Annotated in this window: 30 protein-coding genes and 1 pseudogene; 17 read left to right on the top strand and 14 right to left on the bottom strand. The window is 73.1% G+C overall.

Translation table 11 applies throughout. The features are described 5' to 3' along the window. Window positions 1-57 precede the first annotated feature (57 nt). Complete coding sequence (locus GA0070603_RS31515) at window positions 58-228, top strand: hypothetical protein (RefSeq protein ID WP_167544456.1); 171 nt, start codon at window positions 58-60, stop codon at window positions 226-228. On the opposite strand, the gene GA0070603_RS32480 is transcribed toward GA0070603_RS31515, so the two are convergent. Further along, complete coding sequence (locus GA0070603_RS32480) at window positions 225-629, bottom strand: winged helix-turn-helix domain-containing protein (protein ID WP_341864934.1); 405 nt, start codon at window positions 627-629, stop codon at window positions 225-227. The genes GA0070603_RS31515 and GA0070603_RS32480 overlap by 4 nt on opposite strands. A gap of 186 nt (window positions 630-815) precedes the next feature. Between GA0070603_RS32480 and GA0070603_RS17505 the strand changes: the two genes are divergently transcribed. Next, window positions 816-1,094, top strand: coding sequence for a DivIVA domain-containing protein (locus GA0070603_RS17505; protein WP_425270508.1), 279 nt, complete (start codon window positions 816-818; stop codon window positions 1,092-1,094). Then, entirely contained in the window at window positions 1,091-1,357 is a 267-nt protein-coding gene (locus tag GA0070603_RS17510) for a hypothetical protein (RefSeq protein WP_091315051.1), read from the top strand. Before GA0070603_RS17505 ends, GA0070603_RS17510 begins: the two co-directional genes overlap by 4 nt. A gap of 307 nt (window positions 1,358-1,664) precedes the next feature. Here the strand turns inward: GA0070603_RS17510 and GA0070603_RS17515 are convergent, their stop codons facing one another. Then, window positions 1,665-2,519 (bottom strand): GNAT family N-acetyltransferase, encoded by an 855-nt coding sequence (locus tag GA0070603_RS17515; RefSeq protein WP_091315054.1) that lies wholly within the window; start codon window positions 2,517-2,519, stop codon window positions 1,665-1,667. Window positions 2,520-2,618: 99 nt separating this feature from the next. On the opposite strand from GA0070603_RS17515, the gene GA0070603_RS17520 reads away from it, so the two are divergent. Next, window positions 2,619-3,059 (top strand): DUF1801 domain-containing protein, encoded by a 441-nt coding sequence (locus GA0070603_RS17520; protein ID WP_091315059.1) that lies wholly within the window; start codon window positions 2,619-2,621, stop codon window positions 3,057-3,059. 40 nt (window positions 3,060-3,099) lie between these two features. On the opposite strand, the gene GA0070603_RS17525 is transcribed toward GA0070603_RS17520, so the two are convergent. The 4 genes from GA0070603_RS17525 to GA0070603_RS17540 all read right to left on the bottom strand — a co-directional run bounded on the left by GA0070603_RS17525 (window position 3,100) and on the right by GA0070603_RS17540 (window position 6,407). Next, window positions 3,100-3,945 carry a patatin-like phospholipase family protein gene (locus GA0070603_RS17525; protein ID WP_091315062.1) on the bottom strand — a complete coding sequence of 282 codons (846 nt, stop codon included), beginning with the start codon at window positions 3,943-3,945 and terminating at the stop codon, window positions 3,100-3,102. A gap of 68 nt (window positions 3,946-4,013) precedes the next feature. Then, the gene (locus GA0070603_RS17530) at window positions 4,014-4,931 is read right to left on the bottom strand and encodes an alpha/beta fold hydrolase (protein WP_091315068.1); all 918 of its coding nucleotides are present in this window, start codon (window positions 4,929-4,931) and stop codon (window positions 4,014-4,016) included. 131 nt (window positions 4,932-5,062) lie between these two features. Then, window positions 5,063-5,800 carry a TIGR03089 family protein gene (locus tag GA0070603_RS17535; protein ID WP_091315071.1) on the bottom strand — a complete coding sequence of 246 codons (738 nt, stop codon included), beginning with the start codon at window positions 5,798-5,800 and terminating at the stop codon, window positions 5,063-5,065. Window positions 5,801-5,828: 28 nt separating this feature from the next. Next, a complete protein-coding gene (locus GA0070603_RS17540) occupies window positions 5,829-6,407 on the bottom strand; it encodes a TetR/AcrR family transcriptional regulator (protein WP_091315074.1) in 579 nt (192 codons plus the stop codon). An 88-nt stretch (window positions 6,408-6,495) separates the two neighbouring features. Between GA0070603_RS17540 and GA0070603_RS17545 the strand changes: the two genes are divergently transcribed. The 3 genes and pseudogenes from GA0070603_RS17545 to GA0070603_RS17550 form a co-directional block, all read left to right on the top strand. After that, complete coding sequence (locus GA0070603_RS17545; RefSeq protein WP_091315077.1) at window positions 6,496-6,864, top strand: DUF4267 domain-containing protein; 369 nt, start codon at window positions 6,496-6,498, stop codon at window positions 6,862-6,864. Between the two features lie 28 nt (window positions 6,865-6,892). Then, complete coding sequence (locus GA0070603_RS32065) at window positions 6,893-7,165, top strand: hypothetical protein (protein WP_244282549.1); 273 nt, start codon at window positions 6,893-6,895, stop codon at window positions 7,163-7,165. Then, window positions 7,081-7,383: pseudogene (locus GA0070603_RS17550) on the top strand (cupin domain-containing protein); the annotation flags it as partial. The gene GA0070603_RS32065 and the pseudogene GA0070603_RS17550, both read left to right, overlap by 85 nt. A gap of 69 nt (window positions 7,384-7,452) precedes the next feature. On the opposite strand, the gene ligD (GA0070603_RS17555) reads toward GA0070603_RS17550, so the two are convergent. Together ligD (GA0070603_RS17555) and ligD (GA0070603_RS17560) are read right to left on the bottom strand one after the other, a co-directional pair. Beyond that, the gene (ligD, locus tag GA0070603_RS17555; protein WP_091315079.1) at window positions 7,453-8,367 is read right to left on the bottom strand and encodes a non-homologous end-joining DNA ligase; all 915 of its coding nucleotides are present in this window, start codon (window positions 8,365-8,367) and stop codon (window positions 7,453-7,455) included. Continuing rightward, a complete protein-coding gene (gene ligD, locus GA0070603_RS17560) occupies window positions 8,357-9,295 on the bottom strand; it encodes a non-homologous end-joining DNA ligase (RefSeq protein ID WP_091315082.1) in 939 nt (312 codons plus the stop codon). Before ligD (GA0070603_RS17560) ends, ligD (GA0070603_RS17555) begins: the two co-directional genes overlap by 11 nt. Window positions 9,296-9,380: 85 nt before the next feature. Here ligD (GA0070603_RS17560) and ku point away from each other — a divergent pair, with 85 nt between their 5' ends. Continuing rightward, the gene (ku, locus tag GA0070603_RS17565) at window positions 9,381-10,418 is read left to right on the top strand and encodes a non-homologous end joining protein Ku (RefSeq protein ID WP_091315084.1); all 1,038 of its coding nucleotides are present in this window, start codon (window positions 9,381-9,383) and stop codon (window positions 10,416-10,418) included. 39 nt (window positions 10,419-10,457) lie between these two features. Here ku and GA0070603_RS17570 read toward each other — a convergent pair whose 3' ends face one another. Then, the gene (locus GA0070603_RS17570) at window positions 10,458-10,850 is read right to left on the bottom strand and encodes a PPOX class F420-dependent oxidoreductase (protein ID WP_091315087.1); all 393 of its coding nucleotides are present in this window, start codon (window positions 10,848-10,850) and stop codon (window positions 10,458-10,460) included. A gap of 88 nt (window positions 10,851-10,938) precedes the next feature. Here GA0070603_RS17570 and GA0070603_RS17575 point away from each other — a divergent pair, with 88 nt between their 5' ends. The 5 genes from GA0070603_RS17575 to GA0070603_RS17595 all read left to right on the top strand — a co-directional run bounded on the left by GA0070603_RS17575 (window position 10,939) and on the right by GA0070603_RS17595 (window position 15,225). Next, complete coding sequence (locus GA0070603_RS17575) at window positions 10,939-11,589, top strand: DUF4241 domain-containing protein (protein ID WP_091315091.1); 651 nt, start codon at window positions 10,939-10,941, stop codon at window positions 11,587-11,589. A gap of 115 nt (window positions 11,590-11,704) precedes the next feature. Beyond that, window positions 11,705-12,364 (top strand): FKBP-type peptidyl-prolyl cis-trans isomerase, encoded by a 660-nt coding sequence (locus tag GA0070603_RS17580; protein WP_091315094.1) that lies wholly within the window; start codon window positions 11,705-11,707, stop codon window positions 12,362-12,364. A 139-nt stretch (window positions 12,365-12,503) separates the two neighbouring features. Next, window positions 12,504-13,361 carry an SCO6745 family protein gene (locus tag GA0070603_RS17585; protein WP_167544629.1) on the top strand — a complete coding sequence of 286 codons (858 nt, stop codon included), beginning with the start codon at window positions 12,504-12,506 and terminating at the stop codon, window positions 13,359-13,361. Window positions 13,362-13,405: 44 nt separating this feature from the next. Further along, window positions 13,406-14,059, top strand: coding sequence for an HAD family hydrolase (locus GA0070603_RS17590; protein ID WP_091315099.1), 654 nt, complete (start codon window positions 13,406-13,408; stop codon window positions 14,057-14,059). Between the two features lie 152 nt (window positions 14,060-14,211). After that, window positions 14,212-15,225 (top strand): NADPH:quinone reductase, encoded by a 1,014-nt coding sequence (locus tag GA0070603_RS17595; protein ID WP_091315102.1) that lies wholly within the window; start codon window positions 14,212-14,214, stop codon window positions 15,223-15,225. A gap of 185 nt (window positions 15,226-15,410) precedes the next feature. On the opposite strand, the gene GA0070603_RS17600 is transcribed toward GA0070603_RS17595, so the two are convergent. Then, the gene (locus GA0070603_RS17600; RefSeq protein WP_091315105.1) at window positions 15,411-17,060 is read right to left on the bottom strand and encodes a fatty acid--CoA ligase; all 1,650 of its coding nucleotides are present in this window, start codon (window positions 17,058-17,060) and stop codon (window positions 15,411-15,413) included. An 84-nt stretch (window positions 17,061-17,144) separates the two neighbouring features. On the opposite strand from GA0070603_RS17600, the gene GA0070603_RS17605 reads away from it, so the two are divergent. Next, the gene (locus GA0070603_RS17605) at window positions 17,145-17,636 is read left to right on the top strand and encodes an NUDIX domain-containing protein (protein ID WP_091315108.1); all 492 of its coding nucleotides are present in this window, start codon (window positions 17,145-17,147) and stop codon (window positions 17,634-17,636) included. Here the strand turns inward: GA0070603_RS17605 and GA0070603_RS17610 are convergent. Next, the gene (locus GA0070603_RS17610; protein WP_091315110.1) at window positions 17,629-18,528 is read right to left on the bottom strand and encodes an EamA family transporter; all 900 of its coding nucleotides are present in this window, start codon (window positions 18,526-18,528) and stop codon (window positions 17,629-17,631) included. The two genes, GA0070603_RS17605 and GA0070603_RS17610, sit on opposite strands and share 8 nt — an antisense overlap. An 83-nt stretch (window positions 18,529-18,611) precedes the next feature. Here GA0070603_RS17610 and GA0070603_RS17615 point away from each other — a divergent pair, with 83 nt between their 5' ends. After that, the gene (locus GA0070603_RS17615; RefSeq protein WP_091315113.1) at window positions 18,612-19,505 is read left to right on the top strand and encodes a LysR family transcriptional regulator; all 894 of its coding nucleotides are present in this window, start codon (window positions 18,612-18,614) and stop codon (window positions 19,503-19,505) included. A gap of 3 nt (window positions 19,506-19,508) precedes the next feature. Here the strand turns inward: GA0070603_RS17615 and GA0070603_RS17620 are convergent, their stop codons facing one another. After that, entirely contained in the window at window positions 19,509-21,182 is a 1,674-nt protein-coding gene (locus GA0070603_RS17620) for an MDR family MFS transporter (RefSeq protein WP_091315116.1), read from the bottom strand. Between the two features lie 51 nt (window positions 21,183-21,233). Continuing rightward, entirely contained in the window at window positions 21,234-21,782 is a 549-nt protein-coding gene (locus tag GA0070603_RS17625) for a type 1 glutamine amidotransferase domain-containing protein (RefSeq protein WP_091315118.1), read from the bottom strand. Between the two features lie 121 nt (window positions 21,783-21,903). Between GA0070603_RS17625 and rfaE2 the strand changes: the two genes are divergently transcribed. Together rfaE2 and GA0070603_RS17635 are read left to right on the top strand one after the other, a co-directional pair. Continuing rightward, window positions 21,904-23,742 (top strand): D-glycero-beta-D-manno-heptose 1-phosphate adenylyltransferase, encoded by a 1,839-nt coding sequence (rfaE2, locus tag GA0070603_RS17630; RefSeq protein ID WP_091315121.1) that lies wholly within the window; start codon window positions 21,904-21,906, stop codon window positions 23,740-23,742. Further along, window positions 23,739-24,617 (top strand): glycosyltransferase family 2 protein, encoded by an 879-nt coding sequence (locus GA0070603_RS17635; RefSeq protein WP_091315124.1) that lies wholly within the window; start codon window positions 23,739-23,741, stop codon window positions 24,615-24,617. The genes rfaE2 and GA0070603_RS17635 overlap by 4 nt, the downstream gene beginning before the upstream one ends. Before the next feature lie 3 nt (window positions 24,618-24,620). Here GA0070603_RS17635 and GA0070603_RS17640 read toward each other — a convergent pair whose 3' ends face one another. Further along, on the bottom strand, window positions 24,621-25,727 hold the full coding sequence (locus GA0070603_RS17640; protein ID WP_091322050.1) for a glycosyltransferase family 9 protein: 1,107 nt from the start codon (window positions 25,725-25,727) through the stop codon (window positions 24,621-24,623). Window positions 25,728-25,759: the final 32 nt, after the last annotated feature.

The raw sequence follows: 25,759 nt of genomic DNA on the forward strand, positions 1-25,759 counted from the left end.
CGTCAAGTGAATCTTGACGTGGCGGACGCTGGCGGGCGAGCGGTGACACTCCGCCGAGTGGTGGAGATGAGCATGACCGAGCAGTGTTATCGCGCAGTGCTGGACGTCGAGGCTGGCCTGGCCCCGACCGAGGTCGACGAACGCTCGCTGGGAGCAGAGAGACATCGCGTCACGGGAACGGGGGAGTTCGAAGGCTACCGCTGGCGTCGGCTTTTGAGCCGCGGCTAGTCAGATGCTGGATGGTCCCCAGCGACGTATACGCCCTTACCTTGATGACCTTCGATCAGACCTTCAGCCTGCAGGATCAGCAGAGCCGATCGGACCGGCTCGGCGGAGACGCCGTAGTGCGCGGACATCTCGCGCAGCGAAGGCAGCTTGAACCCCGGGCCGTACTCACCCGAGCTGATCTTGTCGCGGCTGTCCTGAGCAATGCGTTGACGGTCTGGGATTCGGGGCATGGCAACTCCTGGTAGGCCCCAAGATCCTCCCACGCCGCCACCTCGGCAGCCAAGACTTCGCGTGCTTAGCATGTTCGGCTCTTGTTCTTTGCATGCTTTGCATTGTATGTTGAGCCCCGGAAGCCCGGCACTGGATCGCCTGGTAGGCAACCGGCCCTCCCGGTTGGGCATCCACCGCCGCTGGCACGGCTGACTTGGTTCGTCGGCTGTGCCAGCACCCCAACGCTGAATGCAAGCTCCCTGCTGCCGTCCCCCGAACAGGCCGCAGGGCTGGGCGGCCTCCGCCGACGGCAACCCGCGGAGGCCGCCCCACCACACTTCGACGCGACCCGATGAAGGGCGGTCCCCGTGCGCAACCTGATCCGTCGCCTGGCGAGCCGACGCGACGAGAGACAACCAATCGCACAAACGAACAGAAGCCAGCCACTCCGCCCCTGGCAGATCCGCGAGCGCTGCTTCAACGTCCGCCGCCGCGGCCTCGACCCGGCAGAGATCCGCACCTTCCTCTACCAGGTCGCCGACGAACTCACCGTCGCGCAGAGCGCCCTGCGAGCGGTTCAGGAGGAGAACGTCCGCATCAAGAACGCCCTGCGCACCTGGCAGAGCACCCAGTCGGCGAACCACCGCTACCGATGACCGGCCGCTGGGTGATCCACCTCCCCGTCACCGCCCCCGACCTGCACCGCGCCCGCATCTTCGCCCGCACGGCCGCCCGCCTCCTGGCCCAGCTCAGCGCCCGCGTTGAGCCCGGCGGGGTGACCGTCTCGGAAGAGGACCAGCAGTGCGTACGCCATTGGGTCTTCTGCGACCGCCCACTACCCGGCGCCGGCCGATGCGCCCTGCCGGTCGACCACACCTCGCCCTGCGCACGCCGCGCACCCTGGCTCACCCGCCGCTAAGCAGGACAGATGCCAGTGCTGACGGAATGGCGACTGAACCAGCGGGTACGCGCACTGGAGGCAGGTCGGGAGACGCCCTGCTGCGGAAGCGCCATCTCGGAAGAGAAGAGAGGCACGCGATGAAGGACAGAATTCTCACCCCGATCAAACGGGCGACAAAGACCATCCAGGTGCGCCGTAAACGCGGAGACGCCCTGATCACCAAGGCAAAGGCCACGCGGCCCGGCCGGATCTTCCAGTAAGCGCCGGACCGAAGACAAGCACAACCAGCGCGCTCGGCCTCCACGAGGGCCGAGCGCGCCCACGGCTACGAACGCCGGCGCAGGTAGCGAGCCCGCCGACCGAAGTCCTGGAACCCGAGCCGCCGGTACAACTCGGCGGCCGGGTTGTTGTCGTTGACGCAGAGCCACGCCTCCCGCGCCCCGTCCGCCGCCAGCCCTCGCAGCGCACCAGCCACCAGATACGCCCCGACCCGCCGCCCCCGCCACCCCGGCACGACGCCCACCTGGTCGATCCAGTTGTCGATGACGTTGACGAACCCCACGGCGGCACCGTCAGGCCCACGCGCGATGAGCGACAGGTCCGCCCGGTACTCGTCGTCCTCCCCCAGCTCACCCAGCCACTCGTCGGCGGTGGGCGAACCGAAGCCGGGCCGGTCAGCGAACGACGCCCGGTAGGTCGAGAACAGCTCGGGACCAAGTGTCACCGGCTCGGTGGTCACGCCGTCGGGACGAGGGACATCAGGAAGAGAGCAGAGGTCGTGCCGCTGCACCCACTCCATGAACGTCCGCTCGAAGCCTCGCTCCGTGAACAGCGCATCCGCACCAGGGCTCCACGACTCGGTCGTCACCATCAGGTCGACCTCACCGGCCTGCTCAAGAGCCCAGCTCAGCAGCCGCCCGCCGAAACCCCGCCCCCGCCAGTCCGGATGCACCAGGCCGGTGCCGGTGGCCGGCTGCCCGCCGAGGCCGACCCCCACGGCCGCGACCAGGCCGCCGTCGTGCCAGGCGCCGAGGGTACGCGTCTGGAGCAGCCGCGCCCGCAACAACGGGGTACGGGCGAACAGCGGCAACCCGCCGTCGACGGCCAGGCACGCCTCGGCCAGCCGGGTCAGCTCAACGAGGTGCTCCTCGCCGAACTCCTTCCAGATGAGCCCGTCCACTTCCCACCCCCGATGACAGTCGCCGCTGGGCAGTAGGCCCCGCGCCCGGGACCGGTGTCAACCGGATTCGCTGTCGTACTCACCTGGGAGCATCGGCACATGGCGACCTCGAAGCAGCCGGTGACCGTGCCGACCGACGCCAGCGTCGACGATTTCCTGGCGGCCGTGCCGGACGACCGCCGGCGGGCCGATGCCGAGCGGCTCTGCGCGCTGCTGCGCGAGGTGACCGGCGAGCCCCCGGTCATGTGGGGGCCGAGCATCGTGGGCTTCGGCGCCTACCGCTACACCTACGGCAGCGGGCGCACGGGTGACTGGCCGCTGGTCGGCTTCTCGCCGCGCAAGCAGCAACTCGTCGTCTACCTGGTCGGCGGCTACGAGGAGCGCTACCCGTCGGTGCTGGCCCGGCTCGGCCCGCACAAGACCGGCAAGGGCTGCCTCTACCTGAAGCGGCTCGACGACGTCGACGAGAGCGCCCTGCGCGAGCTGGTCGACCGCACGGTCCGCGTGCACAGGGGCGTCGACCGGGCCAGCCAGGGCTGACCGGCCCGAGGATCAGGCCGCGACCTACGGCACGAACGCGTCAGTCCCAGAGAGCGGCGACGGCGGCGGCGTGCGTCGCGCCGACGGCCCGGCCGGCGCGGGCGGAGGCAGCCCGGGTCGCGGGTGACAGCGCGTTGGTGCCGAACGCGTCGACGGACGCCTGGTCGGCACTGATCACGTGGACGGCGGCGGGGGCGAGCGCGGCGATCTCGGCGTCGAGGTCGCCCCACGGCTGCGGGGTGTCCGCGAGGGTCGGCTGGATGATCAGCACGCGGTCCGCGCCGGCGGCCAGGTCGGCGTTGGTCATGGAGCGCACGCCGCCGTCGACGTAGCGGCGGTCGCCGATCGTGACCGGCGGCCAGATGCCGGGCACCGCGCAGCTGGCCGCGACGGCGTCGCCCAGGGTCACGCCGGACTCGCGGGTGAAGATGGCCTCGTCACCGGTCTCGGCGTCGACGGCGGGCAGCAGCAGGCGACGGTCGGGCCACTGCTTCACGGGGAGCCGGGCGTCGATCGCGGCGAGCCGGGCGGCCGGGTCGACGGTCTGCGCGGCGAGGGCGAGCCCGCCGAGCCGGCGGCGGGCGTCCTCCGGCCCGGTCGCGCCGGTCAGCACGGCGGCGTACTCGGCGAAGAGCTTCTCCGTGTCGACGTCGACCTCGATCTCGGCGGTCTCGGGGCGGAGCTGGGCCGCGTACAGGTCGTCGAGCGCGACACCGCTGGTGATCTGGGCGGCGACCGCGGAACCGGCGGAGGTGCCCACGACCAGGTCGGCGGCGATGACCCGGTCGGCGAGGGTGGGGTCGGCGTCGGCGAGGCCGCGCAGGACGCCCAGCTCCCAGGCAATCCCGGCCACGCCGCCACCGGCGAGTACGAGTGCGTTCGTCATGATCAGCAGCCTTGCACAGCGCGGGGGCACAGTGGATGCCGGTGATCCGTGACGGACGCCTCAGGGAGTCAGGTCGCCACCTGCAACACCGCGTCGGCGAACGCCTCCGGCGCCTCCTGCGGCAGGTTGTGCCCGACGCCGCCACTCACGGTCCGGTGCTCGTAGCGGCCGGAGAAGCGCCCGGCGTACACAGACGGGTCGAGGTGGGGTGCGCCGTTGGCGTCCCCTTCGAGGGTGATGGTGGGCACCGCGATGCTCGGGTTCGCGGCCAGCTTCTGCTCGACCTCGTCGTACTGGGGCTCGCCTGGGGCGAGGCCGAGGCGCCAGCGGTAGTTGTGGATCACGACGTCGACGTGGTCGGGGTTGTGCAGAGAGGCGACGCTCCGGTTGAACGTCTCGTCGTCGAAGGCCCACTTCGGGGACGCCGTCCGCCAGATCAACTTGGCGAAGGCGTCCAGGTTCTTCGCGTAGCCGTCCCGGCCGCGGTCCGTGGCGAAGTAGAACTGGTACCACCAGGAGAGTTCGGCCGGCGGCGGCAGCGGTGTGCGCCCCGATTCCTGGCTGGCGATCAGGTAGCCGCTCACCGAAACGAGGCCCTGGCAGCGCTCGGGCCACAGCGCCGCGATGATGTCGGCCGTCCGGGCGCCCCAGTCGAACCCCGCGAGCGTCGCCTTCGGCACCCCGAGGGCGTCCAGGAACGCCACGGTGTCGAGGGCCAGGGCCGCGGGCTGGCCGTTGCGCATGGTGTCGTCCGACCGGAACCGCGTCGTGCCGTACCCCCGCAGGTGCGGCACGAGCACCCGGTGACCGGCGGCCACCAGCCGGGGTACGACCTCGGCGAAGCTGTGGATGTCGTACGGCCACCCGTGCAGCAGGAGCACCACCGGCCCGTCCGGTGGCCCGGCGTCGACGTATCCGACGTTCAGCACACCGGCGTCGACCTGCCGCACATCCGTGAACGACGCTGCCGATCCGCTGGCGTTCATACCGACCGCTCCTCGTGCTCGCCCCGACTTCTGCACGCTAGAGCCGGGCGAGGGCCATCGGCGGCGTTCCCGGCGAAGGCGACCTCGGCGGCGCTCGGGTGGCTAGGATCCGCGGCCGACCGTCCCAGCCCTCACAGCACCCGGGTGGCCTGCTCGGCCGCCGCGCGGGCGTCCCGGTCGGCCGGATCGAGGTTGGCGCAGAGGACCACGGACGCGCCGGCCGCGAGCGGGGCGAGCAGCCACTTCAGCGGCTGCTCGTGCGCGGCCGCGTCGACCAGCAGCCGGTCGCCGGCGCGCAGGTCGAGCTGCTTGGCGTACTCCCGGGCCACCGCGCCCCACTCGCCGTAGCTGGTGCCGTCCGGGCTGGCCGGGTCGGACGGGCGCAGGACGCCCAGGTCGGGCGCGATCTCGGGGTGCCGGAGCACCTCCGTGGACCAGTCCAACCAGCCGGGCGGCACCGAGGACAGCGGGCCGGGGCCGGTGCCGACGAGGTAGCGGTGCGTCCCCTCGGGCACGTCCTCCAGCCAGTCATCGAGGCGTTCCGGGGTGACGAACACGGCGTCGTACGGCAGGTCGGCACCGGGTTCGAGGACCGGCAGCCCGGCCAGAGCGCGGGGCCGGAACGAGACCGACAGCCCGACCGACCAGGCCCCGATGAGCACGGCCGCGGTACGCCAGTGCGGCGGCAGCAGCACCGCCACCCGGTCGCCGGGGCGCAGCCCGCAGCCGTCCCGCAGCAGCCCGGCGCTGCGGGCCGCCCACGCGCCCAACTGCTGGGCGGTCAGGTCGGTGCGCTCGCCGGTGGCGTCGTCGAGGTAGCTGAGCAGCGGCTCGCCTGTCGCTACGGCGACGGGTGCGTGGTCGGCCATTGGGTGCGCTCCCTCCCTGGCGGTCAGCTCACCCTAGCCGGGCGAACCGATCCACCAGGAGGGCCAGCCGCCGCTCGTGTTCCTCCCGGCGGAGCCGGCCGTTGCGCATCAGCGAGACCAGGCCGTGCAGCCCGCTCCAGAAGGTCTCGGTGAACGTCTCCAGGTTGTCGTCACCGGCGAAGGGGCGCAGGGTCTCCGCCAGCTCGGCGAAGGCGCGGGCCAGCTCGACCGGCACGTCCTGGCTGGCGAAGGGCAGTTCGGTGGGGAGGTTGAAGATCGCGTCGTAGAGCGCGGGCCGTCGTTCGGCGAAATCGGCGTACGCCGTGGCGATGCCCGCCACCGCCTCCCGCTCGTCGGTCGCGGCGGCCCGGGCGGCGGCGAGTTCGGCGGCCAGATCACCGCAGCCCTCCACGGCGACCGCCGCCATGATGGCGCCCTTGCCCTTGAAGTGGCTGTAGAGGACGGGCTGGCTGTACTCGATCTCGGCGGCGAGCCGGCGCGTGGTGACCGCGTCCCAGCCCTCCGCCTCGGCCAGGTCCCGGGCCGCGGCGACGATCGCCCGCTCCCGTTCCGCCCGCTCCCGCTCACGCCGCTCCCGAATCGCCATGACCGGAACTCTAGCATCGCTAGCCAAGCTGCCGTCGCTCTGCTAGCGTCGCTCTCACCCCTAGCACTGCTAGAAATCGGAGCCAGACATGCTCAGCGCCATCGCCTACGGGCTCGCCGTCGTCCTCAGCCTCTTCTGTGTCTTCATCGGCGCGCGGTTCCTTCTCGCGCCCCAGGCCTCGGCCGCCGGCTACGGCGTGCCGGTCAAGCCGGACGAGGACCCCGCCTACCTCACGATCAAGGGCCTGCGCGACCTCAGCTACGGCCTGCTCGGTCTCGCGCTCATCGCCTTCACCAGCGCCGAGGCGGTCGCCTGGTACATGCTGATCGTCGCGATCAACCCGCTGGGAGACACCCTCATCGTGCTGCGCCACGGCAGGAAGGCCGTCGCCTTCGGCGTCCACTTCGCCACCGCCGTGGTCATCCTGCTCAACGCCGTCCTGCTGTTCGCCCTCTGACCGGCACCGCCACGACAGGAGTAGCGCGATGTCCCTGATCACGCCCGACTTCGACAGGTCCGTCATCGTCCGCGACGTGGACGCCGAGGTGGTGGGCCGCGCTCCCACCACGATCCGGCTGCTGGCCGACAGCAGCGCCACCGGCGGCGCGCTCTCCACACAGCGGGTCACCCTGACCGACGGCGCGGACGGCGCCCGGCCGCACCACCACGGCAACTCCAGCTGTTCTACCTGCTCGACGGCACCGCGCAACTGCTGTCCGGCGAGCAGGTCGTCACCGCCGAGCGCGGCGACCTGGTGATCGTGCCGCCGGGCGTGGCGCACGCGTTCGCCGCCGCGCCCGGCGAGAACGCCGACATCCTCATCGTCATCACCCCCGGCGTCGAGCGGTTCGAATACTTCCGCCACCTGGAGCGCATCGCCTACGGGAAGGTGCCGCCGGAGAGCCTGCTGGAGGTGCAGGAGCTGTACGACACGTACTTCCGGAGCAGCGCCGCCTGGGACGCCGCCCGCGGCTGAGACCGACGACCGGGCCCGCGACCGTCGCCTGTGGTCGCGGGTCCCGTCGTGCCTGCCGCCCTGAATGGGTCAGCGGCCGGGTAGTTCCGGGCCGCCGTCGAGCAGCGGGGCGAGCAGGTCGCCCTGCTTCTCCACCCGCTTGAGCACCTCCGGGGCGGTGTACGGCTTCGTCGACGGCCGCTTGCCGGCCGCGCCCGCCTCGACCTCGTCCCAGGTCAGCGGGGTCGAGACCGAGGGCACGTCCTGGGCCCGCAGCGAGTACGGGGCCACCGTCGTCTTGGCCGCGTTGTTCTGGCTCCAGTCGATGAAGACCTTCCCGGGGCGCAGGTTCTTCGCCATCTTCGAGACGATCAGCTTCGGGTGCGCCTTCTCCAACTCCTGCGCGATCCGCTTGGCGTAGTCGGAGACGAGATCGGCGTCCTGCGTGCCGGCGATCGGGCAGCAGAGCTGCATGCCCTTCTTGCCCGACGTCTTCGGGTAGCTGTCGATGCCGTCCTCGGCGAGCCGGTCCCGCATGAGCAGCGCCACCTGGCAGCACTGCTTCAAAGCGGCCGGGGCACCCGGGTCCAGGTCGACCACCATCATGTCCGGGTGCTCGCCGATCTTCCACTGCGGCGTGTGCAGCTCCAGCGCGGCGAGGTTGGCCAGCCATACCAGGGTGGGCAGGTCGTCGGCGACCACGTAGTCGATGGTCTCCCGCCCCTTGCTCGACCCGGGGGCGGGCAGGTTCTCGGTGCGTACCCAGGCGGGGGTGGCGGCGGGCGCGTTCTTCTCGAAGAACGAGCCGCCGTCGACGCCGTTGGGGAAGCGGATCCGGGTGAGCGCGCGGTCCTGGAGGTGCGGCAGCAGCACCGGGGCGATCCGGGTGTAGTAGTCGATCACCTCGCCCTTGGTGAAGCCGGCCTTCGGGTAGAGGACCTTGTCCAGGTTGGACACCTCCAACGAGCGGCCCTCCACGTCCACCTTCAGACGGTCAGCTGGCATCGTCGACCTCCTCGGCCGGCTTGTCGGGGCGCAGGCGCAGGATCCGGGGGAAGCGCAGCCGGCCGTCGGGGGTGCGCTGGCCGTACTTGACCTCCACCACGACCTGAGGAGTTACCCAGTTCGCGCCGCGCGCATCCTCGCGCGGCACGTCCCCGGCGAACGGCGAGCCGGCGGTACGCAGCGGCTCCAGCTCGCGCAGCAGTTCCCGTTCGAGCGCCGCGCCGATCCCGCCGCCGACCCGGCCCCGGTAGGTGAGCCGCCCGTCCGGCCGGGGCACCCCGACCAGCAGGCCGCCGATCTTCCGCGCGCCGGGCCGCCAGCCGCCGACCACGAAGTCGCCGGTCACCTCCAGCTTGACCTTCACCCAGTCCGGCGACCGCACCCCGGGCCGGTAGGCGGCGTCGACCCGCTTGGCCATCACCCCCTCCAGGCCGTGCTCGCCGGCCGCCGCGTAGGTGGCCGGGCCGTCGCCGAAGACCGGGGGCACCGCCCACCGGGCGGCGCCGAGCCCGAGGGACTCCAGGATCTCCCGCCGCTCCCGGTAGGGCCGGCCGGTCAGGTCCGCGCCGCGCAGCCGCAGCACGTCGAAGATCATGTACGTGACGGGCACGGTCGCCGCGAGCCGCGCGGCCTTGGCCGCGTTACGGACGTGCATCCGCTCGGCCAGGGCGGTGAACGAGGGCTGGCCGTCGGTGAAGAGCACCACCTCGCCGTCCAGCAGGGCGTCGTCGACCTGCTCGGCCAGGGGGATCAACTCGGGGTACGCGGTGGTGATCTCGACGCCGGAGCGGGCGTACAGGCGCTGGTGGCCGCGGCTGATGTCGGCGAGCGCGCGGACCCCGTCCCACTTGAACTCGTACGCCCAGCCGTCACCGGCCGGGAGCTGCCCGGTCATCGCGAGCATCGGCTTCAACGGCGCGCCGGGCACCTCATGACTGTAGTTGCGCACGGAAGCGCGTGCGTCCCGTTCGATCATTTGCGATTCTGGTCAGAACCGGGGAGAGGAGCGCGTCATGCGGGCGATCTGGAAGGGAGCGGTGTCGTTCGGCCTGGTGTCGATCGGGGTGAAGGTCTACTCGGCCACCGAGGAGAAGGACATCCGCTTCCATCAGGTGCACCGCGAGGACGGCGGCCGCATCCGTTACAAGCGCACCTGCTCGGTCTGCGGCGAGGAGGTGACCTACGACGACATCGCCAAGGGCTACGACATCGGCGGCGGCGAGATGGTCATCCTCACCGACGAGGACTTCGCCGAGCTGCCGCTGACCACCTCGCACGCGATCGACGTGCTGGAGTTCGTGCCGGCCGAGCAGGTCGACCCGATCCTCTACAACAAGGCGTACTTCCTGGAGCCGGAGGGCTCGGCCACCAAGCCGTACGTGCTGCTGCGCGACGCGCTCGCCGACTCGGAGCGGGTGGCGATCGTGAAGGTGGCGCTGCGCCAGCGGGAGCAGCTCGCGACGCTGCGGGTCCGCGAGGGTGTGCTGCTGCTCAACACCATGCTCTGGCCGGACGAGGTGCGCCAGCCCGACTTCGGCTTCCTCGACGAGGACCTCAAGGTGCGGCCCCCGGAGCTGGCGATGGCCAGCTCGCTCATCGACTCGATGGCCGGCGAGTTCGAGCCGGACGCCTTCACCGACGACTACCGGGCCGCGTTGCAGGAGGTCATCGACGCCAAGGTCGAGGGCCGCGAGGTGGTCCAGCCGGAGGAGGAAGAGGCCGCGCCGGCCGCCGCCGTGGACCTGATGGCCGCCCTCAAGGCGTCGGTCGACCGGGCCCGGGCGGCCCGGGGCGAGGCGCCGGAGGGCGGGGCGGGCGAGCCGACCCCGATCTCGGCGGCCCGCTCGGCGCAGAAGGCCGCCAAGGCCACCAAGGCGCCGGCCAGGAAGGCGGCCGAGAAGAAGGCCCCGGCGAAGAAGGCGCCCGCCAAGAAGGCGGCGGAGAAGAAGGCCGAGCCGGCCAAGAAGACCGCCGCCAAGAAGGCCGCGGCGAAGAAGGCCCCGGCCAAGAAGGCCGCCGAGAAGAAGGCCGCCCCCCGCAAGACCGCCTGACGTCGAGGGGCCGGGCGCCGGCCCCTCGACGCCGGCGCCTCAGCCCCGGCCGAGCTTCTCGGTGGGGGTGATGCGGACGATCACCCGCTCCTCACCGGGCCGGCGGAACGGGTACGTGTCCTGCCCGAGGTACTTCTGCGCCATCCGGTCGATGTGCTCGTCGGCCCCCTCGGAGACCAGCTCCGCGGTGCCCTTGACCCACAGGGTGCGGAAGTCGTCGGCCTTGTCCACCACGGAGACCGCGACCACCGGGTTGCGCTCGATGTTGACGTACTTCTGCCGGCCCTTGGCCGTGTTGAAGACGATGTGCTCCCCGTCGGTGTCCACCCAGACCGGGGTGACGTGCGGGGTGCCGTCGACTTCGATCGTCGCCACGTGGGCGAGCTGCGGCTCGGCGAGCAGGGCCAGGTCTTCTTCGGTGAGGATCGCCATGGTCGAGAAGGTACTCCGGATGGACTCCCGTCGCTGTCGGTCGCCGCAGGTACGCTGCGCCGGCCGCTTCCGAGAGAGGACGACCCACGTGCCGTACACCCCTGACTTCGACGGGCTGCTGACGCCCGGCGCGCGTTTCCCCGACGGGGAGGCCGAGCACGTGCTGGAGGTGCACCCGGCCGGCGAGGTAGTGCTGCCGACCGGGCGCGTGGTGGGGTGCGACCCGCTGGTCTGCCCGGAAAGCGACCCGTTCACGGTGACCGTCGAGCCCGGCCGCTACCCGGCCCGGGCGTGGGTGTCGTCGATCCGGCGGGACGGCGTGGAGAGCGACCGGCGGGTGGCCGCGCTCGAACTGGTGATCCGCGACGAGCCGGTGGCCCGCTGGGAGATGGCCCTCGTGGACGGCCAGGACGTCGGCGAGCTGGACGACGACGGGTTCTTCGGTTACGGCGTGGACGCGGGCACCGGCACCCTCGCCGACCGTGCGGCGCTCGGGCCGCTGGAGGACTGGGACTACGACCGGGTCGAGGAGGTCTTCCTCGCCGAGGACGAGGACCACGTAAAGGGTCCGGTCCCGGGGCTGGTTGACGCGGTCGTCGACGAGGCGACCGGCGCGAACGTGCTGACCGTCTGGTCGGGCTGGGGCGACGGCTGCTACGGGACCTGGGTGGGCCGGACCGCGGACGACCGGGTCGCGTCGTTTGTCACCGACTTCATGGTGCTGCCCTCCGAGGGATGAGCCGTCCGATTCCGGCCGGCCGTGGGAGCACTGCGGGCGTTCGGGCGGGTACCGTGTGCGCTGGCCTCGGCGGCGGCCCGCCGGGGGCACCCACCCCACCCAGCAGGGAGTCGACGTGAGCGAGCGCGTGCAGAACCGGTCGGCGGGCCAGAGCCCGGGCACCAAGGCGGAGCGGCGGCTGGCCGCCCAGCTGGCGGCGAAGAAGGCCGCCGAGGCGAAGCGCCGCCGGCAGTCGATCCTGGGCGCCTTCGTCGGTGTGCTCGCCGTGGCCGGCCTGATCGCGGGCATCGTGTGGAAGAACAGCGGCGACGACGACAAGCCGGCGAGCACCGCCGCGTCGGCCAGCGCCGCCCCCTCGGCCGAGCCGACCGCACCGCCGGCGCAGCAGTTCCCGGCCGACATCGACCCGGCGCTGAAGACCAAGCCGACCGTCGAGGCGGGCAAGGGCGAGCTGACGAAGCTCACCGTGACCACGCTGGTCAAGGGCAAGGGCGCGGCGGTCAAGGCCGGCCAGCAGATCACCACCAACTACGTGGGTGTGTTCTACAAGGACGGCAAGGAGTTCGACGCGTCCTGGAACAACGGCCAGCCGGCCACCTTCCCGATCGGCGTCGGCCAGGTCATCCCGGGTTGGGACAAGGGCCTCGTGGGCGTGCCGGTGGGCAGCCGGGTGCAGCTCGACATTCCGGCCGATCTGGCGTACGGCAACGACGCGTCGGGCGGGCGCCCGGCCGGGCCGCTGCGCTTCGTCGTCGACGTGCTCGCCGCGCAGTAGCTCACAGCAGGCTTCCGTACGGTCACCCTGCGGCAGTAGGTTCAAGGTCACCGTGGGCGGTCCACCCGCCCGCGGCGACCTGCCCACCGACGCGGAGGTGCACGTGGCGGCGCTGGACGACACCGGGCTGGCCCGGCTGATGTGGACCCACTTCGAGCCGGTCCACGCGGTGACCTATTTCCACCCGCGGGCCCGCGCCGCGTACGAGGCGGTCGGGCTGCGCGGCTACTGGCGGGGCTACTTCGCCGGCCGGGCCGCCCCGCTGGGGCCTGTCGGCGCGCCGAGCGTGGTGGCCGCGTTCTTCAGCTTCGCGCCGGCCATGGTGGCGCGGGCCCTGCCCTCGGTGTGGCGGCTGGCCACCCCGGAGGAGGCGCTGCGCGCCCGGCTCACCGGCGCCGTGCAGGCGCTCGCCGAGTTCACCTACGAGCTGCCCGAGTCGCACCTGGTCGAGGCGGCCGACCTGCTGGAGGAGGCGGCCGGGCACGTGGAGCCGGCCGGCCGGGTGCTCGGTGCGGTAAACGCCGCCCTGCCCCGGGGCGAGTACCCGCTGGCCCGGATGTGGCAGGCCGCCACCACGCTGCGCGAGCACCGGGGCGACGGGCACGTTGCCGGGCTGGTCGGCACCGGCCTGGCGCCGGCCGAGGTGGTGGCCTGGCGGTGCCGGGTCGACCAGTCCCGCGAGTTCCACCAGGCGGCCCGCGGCTGGACCGACGAGGAGTGGACCGCGGCCGAGGAGCGGCTGGTCGAGCAGGGCTGGCTGACCGCCGACCACGCGCCGACCGAGCACGGCACGGCGACCTTCCGGGCCGTCGAGGAGGCCACCGACCGGGCCGCCCTGGGCCCGTGGCGGGCGCTGGGCGCGGAGCGTACGGCCCGGCTGCGCGAACTGCTCGACCCGATCGCCGCCCGGTGCCGCACGATCATCCCGCCGAAGGCCCCGATCGGCCTGCCGGCGCAACGCGGCGTCGCGACCGACACGGCGGCCCCGACCCGCTGAGCGGCCCGCCGGCACGCGGCCGGGCCGTCCGGCAGGATGGGTACGTGGTGGACGCGGTGCTCTTCGACCTGGACGGCGTGATCGTGGACTCCGAGCCCGTCTGGGAGGAGGTCCGGCGGGCGTACGTGGCGGAGCACGGTGGCACCTGGCAGCCGGACACCCAGCGCCGGCTCATGGGGATGAGCACCGGCGAGTGGGCCGCCTACCTGAGCGGTGAGCTGGGCGTCGACCGGAGCGCCGAGCAGGTCGCCACCGAGGTGGTGGCGGAGATGACCCGGCGGTACGCGCAGCGCGTACCCCTGATCGACGACGCGGTGGCGGTGGTGCGCCGCACGGCCGCGCGGTGGCCGCTGGGGTTGGCCAGTTCCTCGCCCACCCGGCTGATCGCGGCGGCGCTGGACGCGACGGGCCTGACCGGCGCGTTCGGGGCGACGCTGTCGACGGAGGAGACCGCCCGGGGCAAGCCGGCGCCGGACGTCTGGCTGGCGGTTGCCGCGCGGCTCGGCGTCGACCCGGCCCGGTGCGTGGCGGTGGAGGACTCCTCGAACGGGGTCCGCTCGGCGGCCGCCGCGGGTTGCCGGGTGGTGGCCGTGCCGCACGGGTCCTACCCCCTGGACCCGGACGCCGAGAAACTGGCGGCTGTGGTCCTGCCCTCGATCGACGCGCTCACCCCGGAGCTGGTGGCGCGCCTCGGCTGAGGCCCGAGCCGATCGGGACCTTCGGCTGGTACGCCCGACATGTCGCCCTCCTGTCGCCGACCATCCGGTTGTACCGTTTCCGGGGCGCGTCCGATCGGAATGATCGCGGGGCGGCCGGGTAGCGCAGCCGGCACGACGGCGGAGGGACGGCGATGAGGGCGATCGTGTACGAGACCAACGGGGACGCCTCGGTGCTCCAGCTCGTGGACCGGCCGGTGCCGGAGCCGGGCCGGGGCGAGGTGCTGGTGCGGATGGCCGTGGCCGGGGTCAACCCGACCGACTGGAAGGCTCGCCGTGCCTGGCCGTTGCCGCAGGGCTGGCAGATCCCGGGGCAGGACGGCGCCGGGGTGATCGAGGCGGTCGGCGAGGGCGTCGACCAGATCCTCATCGGTGAGCGGGTGTGGCTCTGGGAGGCGGCCTGGCAGCGGCCCTGGGGCACGGCCAGCGAGTACACGGTGGTGCCGGTCCGGCACGCGGTGAGCCTCGGTTCGGCCTCGTTCGACCTGGGCGCGGCACTGGGCATCCCGTTCATGACGGCGCACCGCTGCCTGACGGCCGGCGAGTTCATGCCGGACAAGCTGCACGCCGGCGCGTTGAGCGACCACGTGGTGCTGGTGCAGGGCGGTGCGGGCGCGGTGGGCAACGCGGCCATCCAGTTGGCCAATTGGGCCGACGCGTGCGTGATCGCCACGGTGAGCAGCCCGGAGAAGGCGCAGCTCGCCGCGGCGGCCGGGGCCAGCTTCGTGGTCAACTACCGCGAGCAGGACGTGGTCGAGGAGGTCCGCAAGATCGCGCCCGACGGGGTGCACACGATCGTCGAGGTGTCCGCCGCCCAGAATGCCGCAGCCGACGTGCAGTTGCTGCGTACGGGCGGCGCGGTCTGCGTCTACGCGGACGACGGCGGCGAGCAGGTGACCCTGCCGATCCGGCCGCTCATGATGCCGAACGCCCGCTGGCAGTTCGTGCTGATCTACACCGCGCCGAAGGCGGCGAAGGCGCAGGCGGTGACGGACATCGCGGCGGCGGTGGCCCAGGGCGCGGTGCGGGTGGGCGAGGAGGCCGGCCTGCCGCTGCACCACCACTCGCTGGAGGCGGCGCGGGCGGCGCACGAGGCGGTGGAGAACTCGGTGGTCGGCAAGGTGCTCATCACGACCAGCGAGACATGAGAACGCGAAACCGATTTCGCCATCATCGGGACAGAGGCGAACAAGTTTCGCGAGAATGACATTGCGGGTCGCCCCGCAATGGACGGGCGGCCCCGGCGCGGTGCGAACGCCGGGGCCGCCCTCTGGGGAGGAATGTTCGAGAGGAACATGTCCTACCCGTGCTGGCGACGGTACGCCGGAAAGTGTTACGGCGCGGTCAGTTCACGTACGTCCAGGCCACCGTCGGCGTACCGGGAACGCACCACCTTCTTGTCGAACTTGCCGACGCTTGTCTTCGGGACCGCGTCGATGAACGCCCAGCGCTCCGGCAACTGCCAGCGCGCCACCGACTTCCCGAGGAAGTCCCGCAGCTCCTCCGCGGTGACCGAGGCGCCCTCCCGCACCACCACTGTCGCGAGGGGCCGCTCGTCCCAGCGCTCGTCCGGCACGCCCACCACGCACGCCTCCAGCACGGCCGGGTGCGCCATGAGGGCGTTCTCCAGCTCGACCGAGGAGATCCACTCCCCGCCCGACTTGATCACGTCCTTGGCCCGGTCGGTGAGGGTGATGTAGCCGTCCGGCGAGAGCGTGCCGACGTCCCCGGTCCGCAGCCAGCCGTCGCGGAACTTCTCCTCGTCCGGGATGTCGTCACCGACGTACCGGGCGGTCACCCACGGCCCGCGGACCTCCAACTCGCCCACGGACGTGCCGTCGGCGGGCAGCGGCTCGCCCAGCGGGCCGACGATCCGCGCGGCGACCCCGGCCGGCACCCGGCCCTGCGTGTAGCGGTAGCGCCAGGCCGTCTCGCCGGTCGCGCCCGCCGGCGGCCGGGAGACCGAGCCCAGCGGGGACATCTCGGTCATGCCCCAGGCGTGGATGACCTCGATGCCGTGGCGCTCCTGGAAGGCGTGCATGAGCGACGGCGGGCAGGCCGAGCCGCCGACGATCACCTCCTTCAGCGAGGAGGTGTCCACGTCGTGGCTGTCCAGGTAGGCCAGCAGGTCGGTCCAGATGGTCGGCACCGCGCCCGCCAGCGTGGGACGCTCGGCGGCGATCATGGCGGCGATCGGCTCGGCCTGGAGGAACCGGTCCGGCATGATCAGCGACGCTCCGGAGAGGAACGCCGCGTAGGGCAGGCCCCACGACATCGCGTGGAACATCGGGACGATGGCCAGCTCGCGGTCCTGCGGGCCGAGACCGAAACCCTCCGGCATGCAGACCTGGAGCGAGTGCAGGTAGATCGAGCGGTGGGAGTAGGCGACCCCCTTGGGGTTGCCGGTGGTCCCGGACGTGTAGCAGAGGGCGGCGGCGTCGCGCTCGTCCACCTCGGGCCAGTCGTAGACCTCCGGCCGGTCGGCCAGCAGGGCGTCCCAGTGGTGTACGGCGATCCGGTCGCCGGCCGCGGCCACCAACGGGCCCGGGTCGCCGCCGCCGACCACCACCACGTGGCGCACCGTGGTCATCTGGCCGATAACCCGGGCCAGCAGTGGGATCAGCGTGGTGTCGACCAGCACCACCCGGTCCTCGGCGTGGTTGGCGATGTAGGCGACCTGGTCCGGGAAGAGCCGGAGGTTGAGGGTGTGCAGCACCGCGCCCATGCTGGGCACGGCGAAGTAGGCCACCAGGTGCTCGTTGTTGTTCCACATGAAGGTGGCGACCCGCTCGTCACCGGTGACCCCGCACTCGTCGCGCAGCGCGTGGGCGAGCCGGGCGGCGGTCCGCCCGACCTCGGCGTACGTCATCCGGCGGGGCTCGGCGCCGGTCCACGTGACGACCTCGGCCGTGCCGTGCACGGTGGAGCCGTGTTCGAGGATCCGGGCGACCTGGAGGGGGGCGTCCATCATCGTGCTACGCATGGGTAACAACGTAGTGTCGCCGGTCACACCAGCGGAACCCCCGGAACGGCCGAGCCGACCAGGGAAGGTGCGTAGATTGTCCGGGTGAGCATCTCGTGGGCCGACTCGTACGTCGGGCAGCTCCGGGCCCTGGCCGGTGACCGCACCCTGATGTTCGTCGGCGCGCGCGCCGTGGTCCGGGACAACGCCGCCCGGGTGCTGCTCATCCAGCGCTCGGACAACGGCCAGTGGGCCCTCCCGGCGGGCGCCATGGAGCTGGGCGAGTCGATCGCCGACTGCGCCGTCCGGGAGGTGCGCGAGGAGACCGGCCTGCGCGCCCTGCGGGTCAGCGCCTTCGCCCTCTACACCGGCCCCGACTTCACCAACACCAACATGTACGGCCACACCTACCAGGTCTTCACCACGGCGTTCCGGGTGGAGGAGTGGGACGGCGAGCTGGCCCGGTTCACCGACGAGACCGTCGACGCCGGCTTCTTCCACCGGGACGAGCTGCCCACTCCGCTCTCCGCAAGCGTCGCCGAGACCCTCGCCGACCTGGACGTCTTCGAGCAGACCAACCGTCTCATCCTCAAGTGACGGCGCCGGCCGCCGCGGGCCGTCCGTCGGGGGCCGCCGGGGTGTGGTCGCCCGGCCGGGCGCCGGACCGTTCCGCGCCGATACCGGCCACCACCACGAAGGCGATCCCGGCCACCGCGGCCGGCCCGGGCACCTGACCGAGCGCGACCAGGCCGACGACCAGGGCGATGGCCGGCTCCAGGCTCATGAGCGTGCCGAAAGCGGCGGTGGTGAGCCGGCGCAGCGCCAGCAGTTCCAGCACGAACGGCACGACGGGCAGCAGCACGGCCAGCCCGAGGCCGGCCAGGAGCACCGGCCAGGTCAGGTCACCGATCACCGACGGGCCGACGACCACTGTCGCGACCACGGCCGCCACCGGCATGGACACCGCCAGGCCGCGGACCCCGGAGACCTCGTCGCCGACCCGCTGGGTGAGCAGGATGTACGCGGCCCAGCAGGCGCCCGCCCCGAGCGCGTACGCCACCCCGACCGGGTCCGCGCCCCCGTGCCACGGCTCGGTGAGCAGCAGCACCCCGACCGCCGCGAGCGCCGGCCAGAGCTTCGCGCCGCCCCGGCCGCGGGCCACGGCCACGCCCAACGGCCCGAGGAACTCCAGCGCGCTGGCCGTGCCCAGGGGCAGCCGCGCCACCGCGGCCATGAACAGGATCGTGACGCCGGCCGTGACCACACCCAGCGCCACGCAGGCCCGCAGGGCGGAGCGGCTGAAGGCCGACGGGCGGGGCCGGACGAAGACCGCCAGCAGCACCCCGGCCCAGGCCAGGCGCAGCCAGGCGGCGCCCTCCGGGCCGACCCGGTCGAAGAGGCCCACCGAGGCGGCCAGCCCGAGCTGGACGCAGGTCATGGAGGCGACGGCCATGGCGGTGCCGGCCCGGGCGGGAGTCACGGTGCTCATGGGGACAGTAGAGCCGGTCCGTACCGCTCGCGTCCACGTGCCATTCCTGGACGGACCATTCGGCAATCGTGAACAATCGTCGAGTGGACCTGCGTCGCCTCCGCCTGCTGCGCGAACTGGCCCGGCTCGGCTCGATGCGCCTGGTCGCCGACGAGTTGCACGTCACCACCTCGACGGTGTCGCAGCAGCTCGCCGTGCTGGCCCGGGAGGTGGGCGCCGACCTGGTCGAGCCGCACGGCCGCCGGGTCCGGCTCACCCCCGCCGGGCGCCGGCTGGCCGAGCACGCCGTGACGATCCTCGCCGCTGTCGACGCGGCCCGGCTCGACCTCGACCCACGCGCCGAACCGGCCGGCACGGTACGCGTCGCCGGCTTCGCCACCGCCGTCCGGCGCTCGCTGCTGCCGCTCACCGCCCGGCTCGCGGCGGACCACCCCCGGGTGCGCCTCCGCATCGACGAGCACGAGCCCGCCGAGGCGTACGCGCTGCTCGCCACCGACGACGTCGACCTCGCGCTGACCTACGACTACAACCTGGCCCCGATCACCGCCGACCCCGCGCTCGACACCAGGCCGCTCTGGACGGTGGCCTGGCACCTCGGGGTGCCGGCCGGCGCGGCGGCCCTCCCTGAGGCGGACGCCCCGGCGGTGTTCGACCGGTTCCGTGACGCGGACTGGATCGTCAACTCGCGCAACACCGCCGACGAGGTGGTGGTGCGGACCATCGCCTCGATGGCCGGCTTCGAGCCCCGGATCGTGCACCGCGCCGACAGCCTCGACCTGGTCCAGGACCTCATCGTCGCGGGGCTCGGCGTCGGCCTGCTCCCCGGCGACCAGCCCACCGGGCCGGGGGTCCGGCTGCTGCCGCTCACCGGACCGCAGGCCCTCCTGCGCGCGTACGCCGTGACCCGCCGCGGCCGGGCGGCCTGGCCCCCGCTGGCGCTGATCCTCGACCTGCTGACCGCCCCTCCGGAGGGGTGAGGGTCAGAGCATCGTCTGGGACTTGGACTCCATGTCGGCGGCGGCCTCCTCCTTCGACTCCCTGGTGAGGGGCTTGCCGCCGGGCGCGGCCGCCGGGCCGCCGAGCGGGTCCGCGCCGCCGGTCGACCCCTGCGGGCCGGCGCCGCGCAGCTGCTCGTTCGGCATGAGCAGGGTGACCACCACGGCCAGGATCGCGACCAGCCCGGTGGTCAGGAAGACCAGGTGCAGCGACTCGACGAACGACGCCTGGATGGCGGCCCGCACCGGACCGGGCAGTGCCAGGATCGTGGCCGGGTCGTTGATCGAGATGTCGGCGCCGCCGCTTGCCGCCACGGCCGCCCGCTGGTCCGGCGGGAGCTGGGCGATGGCCGCCGGCAGCCGGCCGGCCAGCTCGCTGGTGAGCCGGGACGACAGCACCGCGCCGAGGATGGCCACGCCGAACGAGCCGCCCAGCGAGCGGAAGAACGTCGCGGACGACGTGCCCGCGCCCAGGTCGCGCGGGTCGACCGAGTTCTGCACGCCCAGGATCAGCGACTGCATGCACAGGCCCAGCCCGACGCCGATCACCACCATGAAGCCGAAGGCGACCCAGAGCGAGGTGGCCACCTGGAGCTGCCGGAACAGCAGCATGCCGGCGACCAGCACGGCCGCGCCGGCCACCGGGAACCACTTGTACCGGCCGATCCGGCTCATGGCCCGCCCGGTGATGATCGAGGTGAAGATGATGCCGGCCATCATGGGCAGCATGAGCAGGCCACTGCGGGTCGGTGAGGCGCCCTTGACGATCTGGAGGTAGAGCGGGATGAAGATGATCGACCCGAACATCACCAGACCGAGCACGAAGCCCGCCGAGTTGGCCAGCGCGAACGTGGGGCTGCGGAACAGCCGCAGCGGCAGGATCGGCTCCTTCACCCGGGCCTCCTGGAGCACGAAGAGCACGCCCAGCACCGCCCCGGCCACGAACAGCCCGATGATCACGCCGGAGCCCCAGGCGTACTCGTTGCCGCCCCAGCTCAGCGCGAGCAGCAGGCAGCTCACACCGGCGACCAGCAGCCCCGCCCCGACCCAGTCGACGCTGTGCTCCCGGCGCTGGAAGGGGACCAGCCGCATGACGTGGTAGCAGACCACGATGGCGAGGATGGCCAGCGGCACGTTGATGTAGAAGATCCACCGCCAGTTGGTCTCGGCGAAGTAGCCGCCGACCAGCGGGCCGGCCACCGAGGCGATGCCGAAAACGGCGCCGAACAGGCCCTGGTAGCGGCCACGTTCCCGGGGTGGCACCACGTCCGAGATGATGGTGAACGCCAGCGTGAGCAGGCCGCCCGCGCCGATGCCCTGCACGCCCCGGGTGACGATCAGCTGGGTCATGTTCTGCGACAGGCCGGCCAGCAGCGAGCCGAGCAGGAACGTGCCGATCGAGAAGAGGAAGACCGGGCGGCGCCCGTACAGGTCGGCCATCTTCCCGTAGAGCGGGGTCGAGGCCGTGGAGGCGAGCAGGTACGCGGTGACGACCCACGAGTAGTGGTTGATCCCGCCCAGCTCACCGACGATGGTGGGCAGCGCGGTGCCGACGATGGTCTGGTCGAGCGCCGCCAGCAGCATGCCGGTCATCAGGCCGAGCATCAGCAGGCGGATCTGGCGGGCGTGCAGCACGGGACGAGCGGCCTGGGCTGTCATCCCGCTTCCTTTCCCACCGGGGACGGATCATGCCCCCGGTGGGAGAAGAAGTCAGTGCCGGCCCTCGGCGAACTCCTCGACGATCTTGTCGCAGAACGCCGGCAGGTCGTCCGGCTTGCGGCTGCTGACCAGGCCGTTGTCGGTGACGACCTCCTGGTCCACCCACTTCGCGCCCGCGTTGGTGAGGTCGGTGCGCAGGCTCGGCCAGGAGGTGATCGTCCGGCCGCGCACCACGTCCGCCTCGACAAGCGTCCACGGGCCGTGGCAGATCACCCCGACCGGCTTGCCGGCCTCGAAGAACGACTTCACGAACCGGACCGCGTCGGGATCGGTCCGCAGGAAGTCCGGGTTCGCCACGCCGCCGGGCAGCACCAGCGCGTCGTACGCCCCCGCGTCCGCCTCCTTGGTCGTCACGTCGACCTGGTACTGCTTGCCGTGGTCGAGGTGGTTGAAGGCCTGGATCGAACCGGACTCGATCGAGACCAGCTCGACCCGGGCACCGGCGTTCTCCACCGCCTCGCGGGGCTTGGTGTACTCGACCTCCTCGACGCCGTCGGCGGCCAGGAACGCGATGCGCTTGCCCTTCAGTGTCGCTGCCATGGTGGTTCTCCTCTCCGGGGTCTGTCTGCACCCGTTCCCGGGCGGGATCCGCCGAAACCGGACGGTGAGGGTGTCCGGGGCCGCAGGTTTGGCCGGTCCCGCTCGGGGGACCCGAAGGGGCATGGCAGGAGCAGCAGCGGAAGAGCGCCGGCTCGCCACCGTCGTGGCCGGCTGGCAGGGGCGTCCCGTGCTGGTCGTGGGCGACGCCATGCTGGACGAGTGGCGGTTCGCGGAGTCGGAGCGGCTCTGCCGGGAGGCGCCCGCGCCGGTCCTGACCCTGCGCCGACGGATCTCCGCCGCCGGCGGCGCGGCGAACACCGCCGTCAACGTGGCCGCTCTCGGCGGCCGGGCCGCCCTGGTCGCCCCGGTCGGCGCGGACGTGGCCGGTGACGAGCTGCACGACTGCCTCGACCGGGCGGGCGTCTGGGACCGTACCGTCGGCCACCCCGGGCGGCCCACGCCGGTGAAGCGGCGGATGCTCGCCGGCAACCAGATCCTGCTCCGCGAGGACTCCGGCGACCCGGAGGACCCGCTCGACGACGACGGGGTGGCCCGCCTGCTGACCGCGCTGCACTGCGCCACGGAGGAGCTGCGCGCGGTGGCCGCCGGGCAGCCGCCCACCCTTGTCGTCTGCGACTACGGCCTGGGCGCGCTGCCCTCGGCGGTGCGCGCCTGGCTGGTCGCCAACCGGGACCGGTACGCCACCGTGGCGCTCGACGCGCACGACCTGGCCGACTGGCGCGGCCTCAACCCGACAGTGGTGACGCCGAGCTTCGCCGAGGCGACCCGCCTGCTGGCCCGGGCGGCCGCCGGCTTCAACGGCGGGCACCGGGGCGCGGCACGCGGCGCCACCGCCGGTCACCTGCACCTGGACCACCTGGCCGACCCGGCCGACGGCCCCTCCGAGCTGGTCGTCGGCGCGGCGCCCGGCGGCGCGGGCGAACGGGAGCCGGGCAGCCCGCACCCGACCTCGGGGGCGCCCGCGGCCGAGCACGGCGGCGGGGTCGCCGGCCCGACCGGCGAGCCGACTCCCGGCGAGGAGCGGGTCGCGCTGACCGGGGACGGGCTCAGCGTCACGGGCACCGGCGTGACCGTCAACGCGGCGGCCGGGGCCGGCGTCGACCGGGCCGTGCTGGCCGAGTCCCGCCTGGACGAGCTGCGCGAGCACACCGGTGCGGACGTGGTGGCGGTGACCCTGGACACCGAGGGCGCGGTGGTCGGCGGGGCCGACGGCGAACCCCGGCGCAGTCACAGCACGCCGGTCCCGGCCAGCCACGCCGTCGGGGCCGGGGACGCGTACCTGGCGGCGATGACGCTGGCGCTGGCGGCGGAGGCGAGCCTGCCGACCGCCGCGCAGCTCGCCCAGCTCGCCGCCACCATCACCGTCTCCGACACCGGCACCTGCGTGTGCCGGCGGGAGGACCTGCTGGAAGCGCTGGGCAGCGGGCCGGAGGAGGCCGGTCGCCCCACCCAGGTGGGCGCCGAGGAACTGGCGGCGATCGTCGCGGAGCACCGCCGGGCCGGCCGGTCGATCGTCTTCACCAACGGCTGCTTCGACGTGCTGCACCCCGGGCACGTCCGCTACCTGACCCAGGCCCGCGCGCTCGGCGACCTGCTGGTCGTGGCCGTCAACTCCGACGGCAGCGTCCGCCGGCTCAAGGGCCCCGACCGGCCGGTCAACCCGGTCGAGGACCGGGCCGCCCTGCTGGCCGCGCTGGAGTGCGTCGACCACGTGGTGGTCTTCGAGGAGGACTCCCCGGCGAAGCTCATCGAGGCGGTCCGCCCGGACGTCTACGTCAAGGGCGGCGACTACCCGCCCGAGATGGTCCCGGAGGCCCCGCTTGTCCGCCGGCTCGGCGGCCAGGTGCGCACCCTCGGGTACGTGCCGGACCGCTCCACCTCGGCGATCATCGACCGGATCCGGTCGCACCCGGTCGTCGGTGAGGGCAGGCCGGCGTGAACCGACCGCTCGACCCCGGCGTACCCGAGGAGTTCCGCCGGCCCCGGCAGCTCGACGTGCTGATCCCCACCCGCAACCGGCCCGCCGAGCTGGCGGTCACCCTCTCCGGGCTGGCCGCGCAGGAGGGCGTACCGGATTTCGGGGTGGTGGTGAGCGACCAGTCCGACGGCGACCCGGCGTACGCGCACCCGGCGGCGGCCACAATGGTCCGGGCGTTGCGCCACCGGGGGCGCCCGGTGCTGCTGACCCGGCGGTTGCCCCGGCGCGGGCTGGCCGAGCATCGCGCCTACCTGCTGGACCGGTCGGCGGCCCGGTACGTGCTCTGCCTCGACGACGACGTCTGGCTGGAGCCCGGCACCGTCTCCCGGCTGGTCACCGCAATCCGGGAGCTGGGCTGCGGCTTCGTCGGCAACGCCGTGCACGGTCTCTCCTACGCCGACGACGTGCGCCCGGAGACGCACGGGCACTACGAGGAGTGGCCCGGGCCGCCGGTGCCCGAGCGGATCCGCCCCGGCACACCGGAGTGGCAGCGGGCGTCGATCCATCCGGCGGCGAACCTGCTGCACGTCACCGAGAAGCTGCGGCTGCCGGCCGGGGCGTGGCGGGCGTACAAGGTCTCCTGGATCGGCGGGTGCGTGCTCTACGACCGGGCCAAGCTGCTCGACTCCGGCGGCTTCGAGTTCTGGCGCCGGCTCCACGAACGGCACCAGGGCGAGGACGTCGCCGCGCAGCTCGCGGTGCTGGAGCGGCACGGCGGCGCCGGCGTCCTGCCCAGCGGCGCCTACCACCTGGAGTCACCGACCACCGTCACCGAGCGGGACGTGGAGGCGTGGGAGGTCGTGGTCGCCGAGTCGGACACGCCGCAACCGGCCTGACGCTCAGCCCGCCAGCAGGTCGCGTGCCGCCTCGACCACCTCGGCCGTCGGCACGTCCGCCACGAACGAGTCGCGGTGCGGACACTCCCCGCCGCCGGGCCGGTGCGGGTAGATGTCCCGGGTGCAGTCGACGCCACAGACCGGGCAGTTGGTGGTCCACGAGGCGATCGGGCGGTGCCGGACCCGCAGCGGCGTGGCCCCGTTTATCAGGTTGCCGATCCAGTAGACGCCGACCGTCGGGGCGCCCACCGCGCCGGCCAGGTGCAGCGGGCCGGTGTCGTTGGAGACCACCAGCGCGCACCCCTCGTACGCGGCGGCCAGCCCGCCCAGGCTCAGCGTGCCGACCTGCGGGCGTACCGGCACGCCGGCCGCCGCGACCACCTCGTCCACCGTCTCCCGCTCGGCGGGGGTGCCGGTGACCAGCACCTCGTACCCGTCGCCGGCCAGCGCCCGGGCCACCTCGCCGAAGCGCTCCGGCGGCCAGCGCCGCCTGGTGTCGGTGGCACCCGGGTGCAGCGCCACCCGGGGACGGTCCGGCTCGCCGAGCACCGTGCGCGCCTCGGCCCGGTCGGCGTCGGTCACCGTCAGCGCCGGGGTTACCGTCACCGCCGGCGCACCGACCAGGGCGACCGCCTCCAGGTAGCGGATCACCTCGTGCTGGTAGTAGACGTACCGGATCCAGCGGTCCAGCGGCGGCGCGTCGTCGGCGCGCAGGCCGGCGGTGACCCGGGCGCCCAGCCCGGCGATGACCGGGTTGGAGTTGGCACCCCCGCCGTGCAGTTGCAGGGCGAGGTCGAACCGCTCCTTCCGGGCCGCCGCCAGGAAGTCCGCCAGCTCGGACGGCGTCTCGTCCGGGCCGGGCTCGCGGATGCCGGGCGCCGGCGGCACCACCAGCACCCGGTCCACCGGGCCGGGCCGGTCGCGCCACAGCTTCGCGTGCCAGGGCGCGCCGAGCAGCACGATCTCGGCCGAGGGGTACGCGGCCCGCAGCGCCTCCAGCGCCGGCAGGAGAAAGATGAAGTCGCCGAGCGCGTTCGCCCGCAGCACGGCGATCCGCTCGACGTCGGGTACGCGCTCGCCCACCGGGCCCAGCACCGACGACGGCTCCAGGTCGCGGCGCGGCGACAGACGCGCCGACCTGG

Origin of the sequence: Micromonospora chersina (assembly GCF_900091475.1) — a bacterium.
GTDB lineage: Bacteria > Actinomycetota > Actinomycetes > Mycobacteriales > Micromonosporaceae > Micromonospora > Micromonospora chersina.

Excerpts from the sequence above, each read along its gene's own strand:
- GA0070603_RS32480 (WP_341864934.1), bottom strand. The coding sequence starts at position 629 with ATGCCCAACCGGGAGGGCCGGTTGCCTACCAGGCGATCCAGTGCCGGG.
- GA0070603_RS17510 (WP_091315051.1), top strand. The coding sequence starts at position 1,091 with ATGACCGGCCGCTGGGTGATCCACCTCCCCGTCACCGCCCCCGACCTG.
- GA0070603_RS17520 (WP_091315059.1), top strand. The coding sequence starts at position 2,619 with ATGGCGACCTCGAAGCAGCCGGTGACCGTGCCGACCGACGCCAGCGTC.
- GA0070603_RS17525 (WP_091315062.1), bottom strand. The coding sequence starts at position 3,945 with ATGACGAACGCACTCGTACTCGCCGGTGGCGGCGTGGCCGGGATTGCC.
- GA0070603_RS17530 (WP_091315068.1), bottom strand. The coding sequence starts at position 4,931 with ATGAACGCCAGCGGATCGGCAGCGTCGTTCACGGATGTGCGGCAGGTC.
- GA0070603_RS17535 (WP_091315071.1), bottom strand. The coding sequence starts at position 5,800 with ATGGCCGACCACGCACCCGTCGCCGTAGCGACAGGCGAGCCGCTGCTC.
- GA0070603_RS17540 (WP_091315074.1), bottom strand. The coding sequence starts at position 6,407 with ATGGCGATTCGGGAGCGGCGTGAGCGGGAGCGGGCGGAACGGGAGCGG.
- GA0070603_RS17545 (WP_091315077.1), top strand. The coding sequence starts at position 6,496 with ATGCTCAGCGCCATCGCCTACGGGCTCGCCGTCGTCCTCAGCCTCTTC.
- GA0070603_RS32065 (WP_244282549.1), top strand. The coding sequence starts at position 6,893 with ATGTCCCTGATCACGCCCGACTTCGACAGGTCCGTCATCGTCCGCGAC.
- ligD (WP_091315079.1), bottom strand. The coding sequence starts at position 8,367 with ATGCCAGCTGACCGTCTGAAGGTGGACGTGGAGGGCCGCTCGTTGGAG.
- ku (WP_091315084.1), top strand. The coding sequence starts at position 9,381 with ATGCGGGCGATCTGGAAGGGAGCGGTGTCGTTCGGCCTGGTGTCGATC.
- GA0070603_RS17570 (WP_091315087.1), bottom strand. The coding sequence starts at position 10,850 with ATGGCGATCCTCACCGAAGAAGACCTGGCCCTGCTCGCCGAGCCGCAG.
- GA0070603_RS17585 (WP_167544629.1), top strand. The coding sequence starts at position 12,504 with ATGTGGACCCACTTCGAGCCGGTCCACGCGGTGACCTATTTCCACCCG.
- GA0070603_RS17595 (WP_091315102.1), top strand. The coding sequence starts at position 14,212 with ATGAGGGCGATCGTGTACGAGACCAACGGGGACGCCTCGGTGCTCCAG.
- GA0070603_RS17600 (WP_091315105.1), bottom strand. The coding sequence starts at position 17,060 with ATGCGTAGCACGATGATGGACGCCCCCCTCCAGGTCGCCCGGATCCTC.
- GA0070603_RS17610 (WP_091315110.1), bottom strand. The coding sequence starts at position 18,528 with ATGAGCACCGTGACTCCCGCCCGGGCCGGCACCGCCATGGCCGTCGCC.
- GA0070603_RS17620 (WP_091315116.1), bottom strand. The coding sequence starts at position 21,182 with ATGACAGCCCAGGCCGCTCGTCCCGTGCTGCACGCCCGCCAGATCCGC.
- GA0070603_RS17625 (WP_091315118.1), bottom strand. The coding sequence starts at position 21,782 with ATGGCAGCGACACTGAAGGGCAAGCGCATCGCGTTCCTGGCCGCCGAC.
- rfaE2 (WP_091315121.1), top strand. The coding sequence starts at position 21,904 with ATGGCAGGAGCAGCAGCGGAAGAGCGCCGGCTCGCCACCGTCGTGGCC.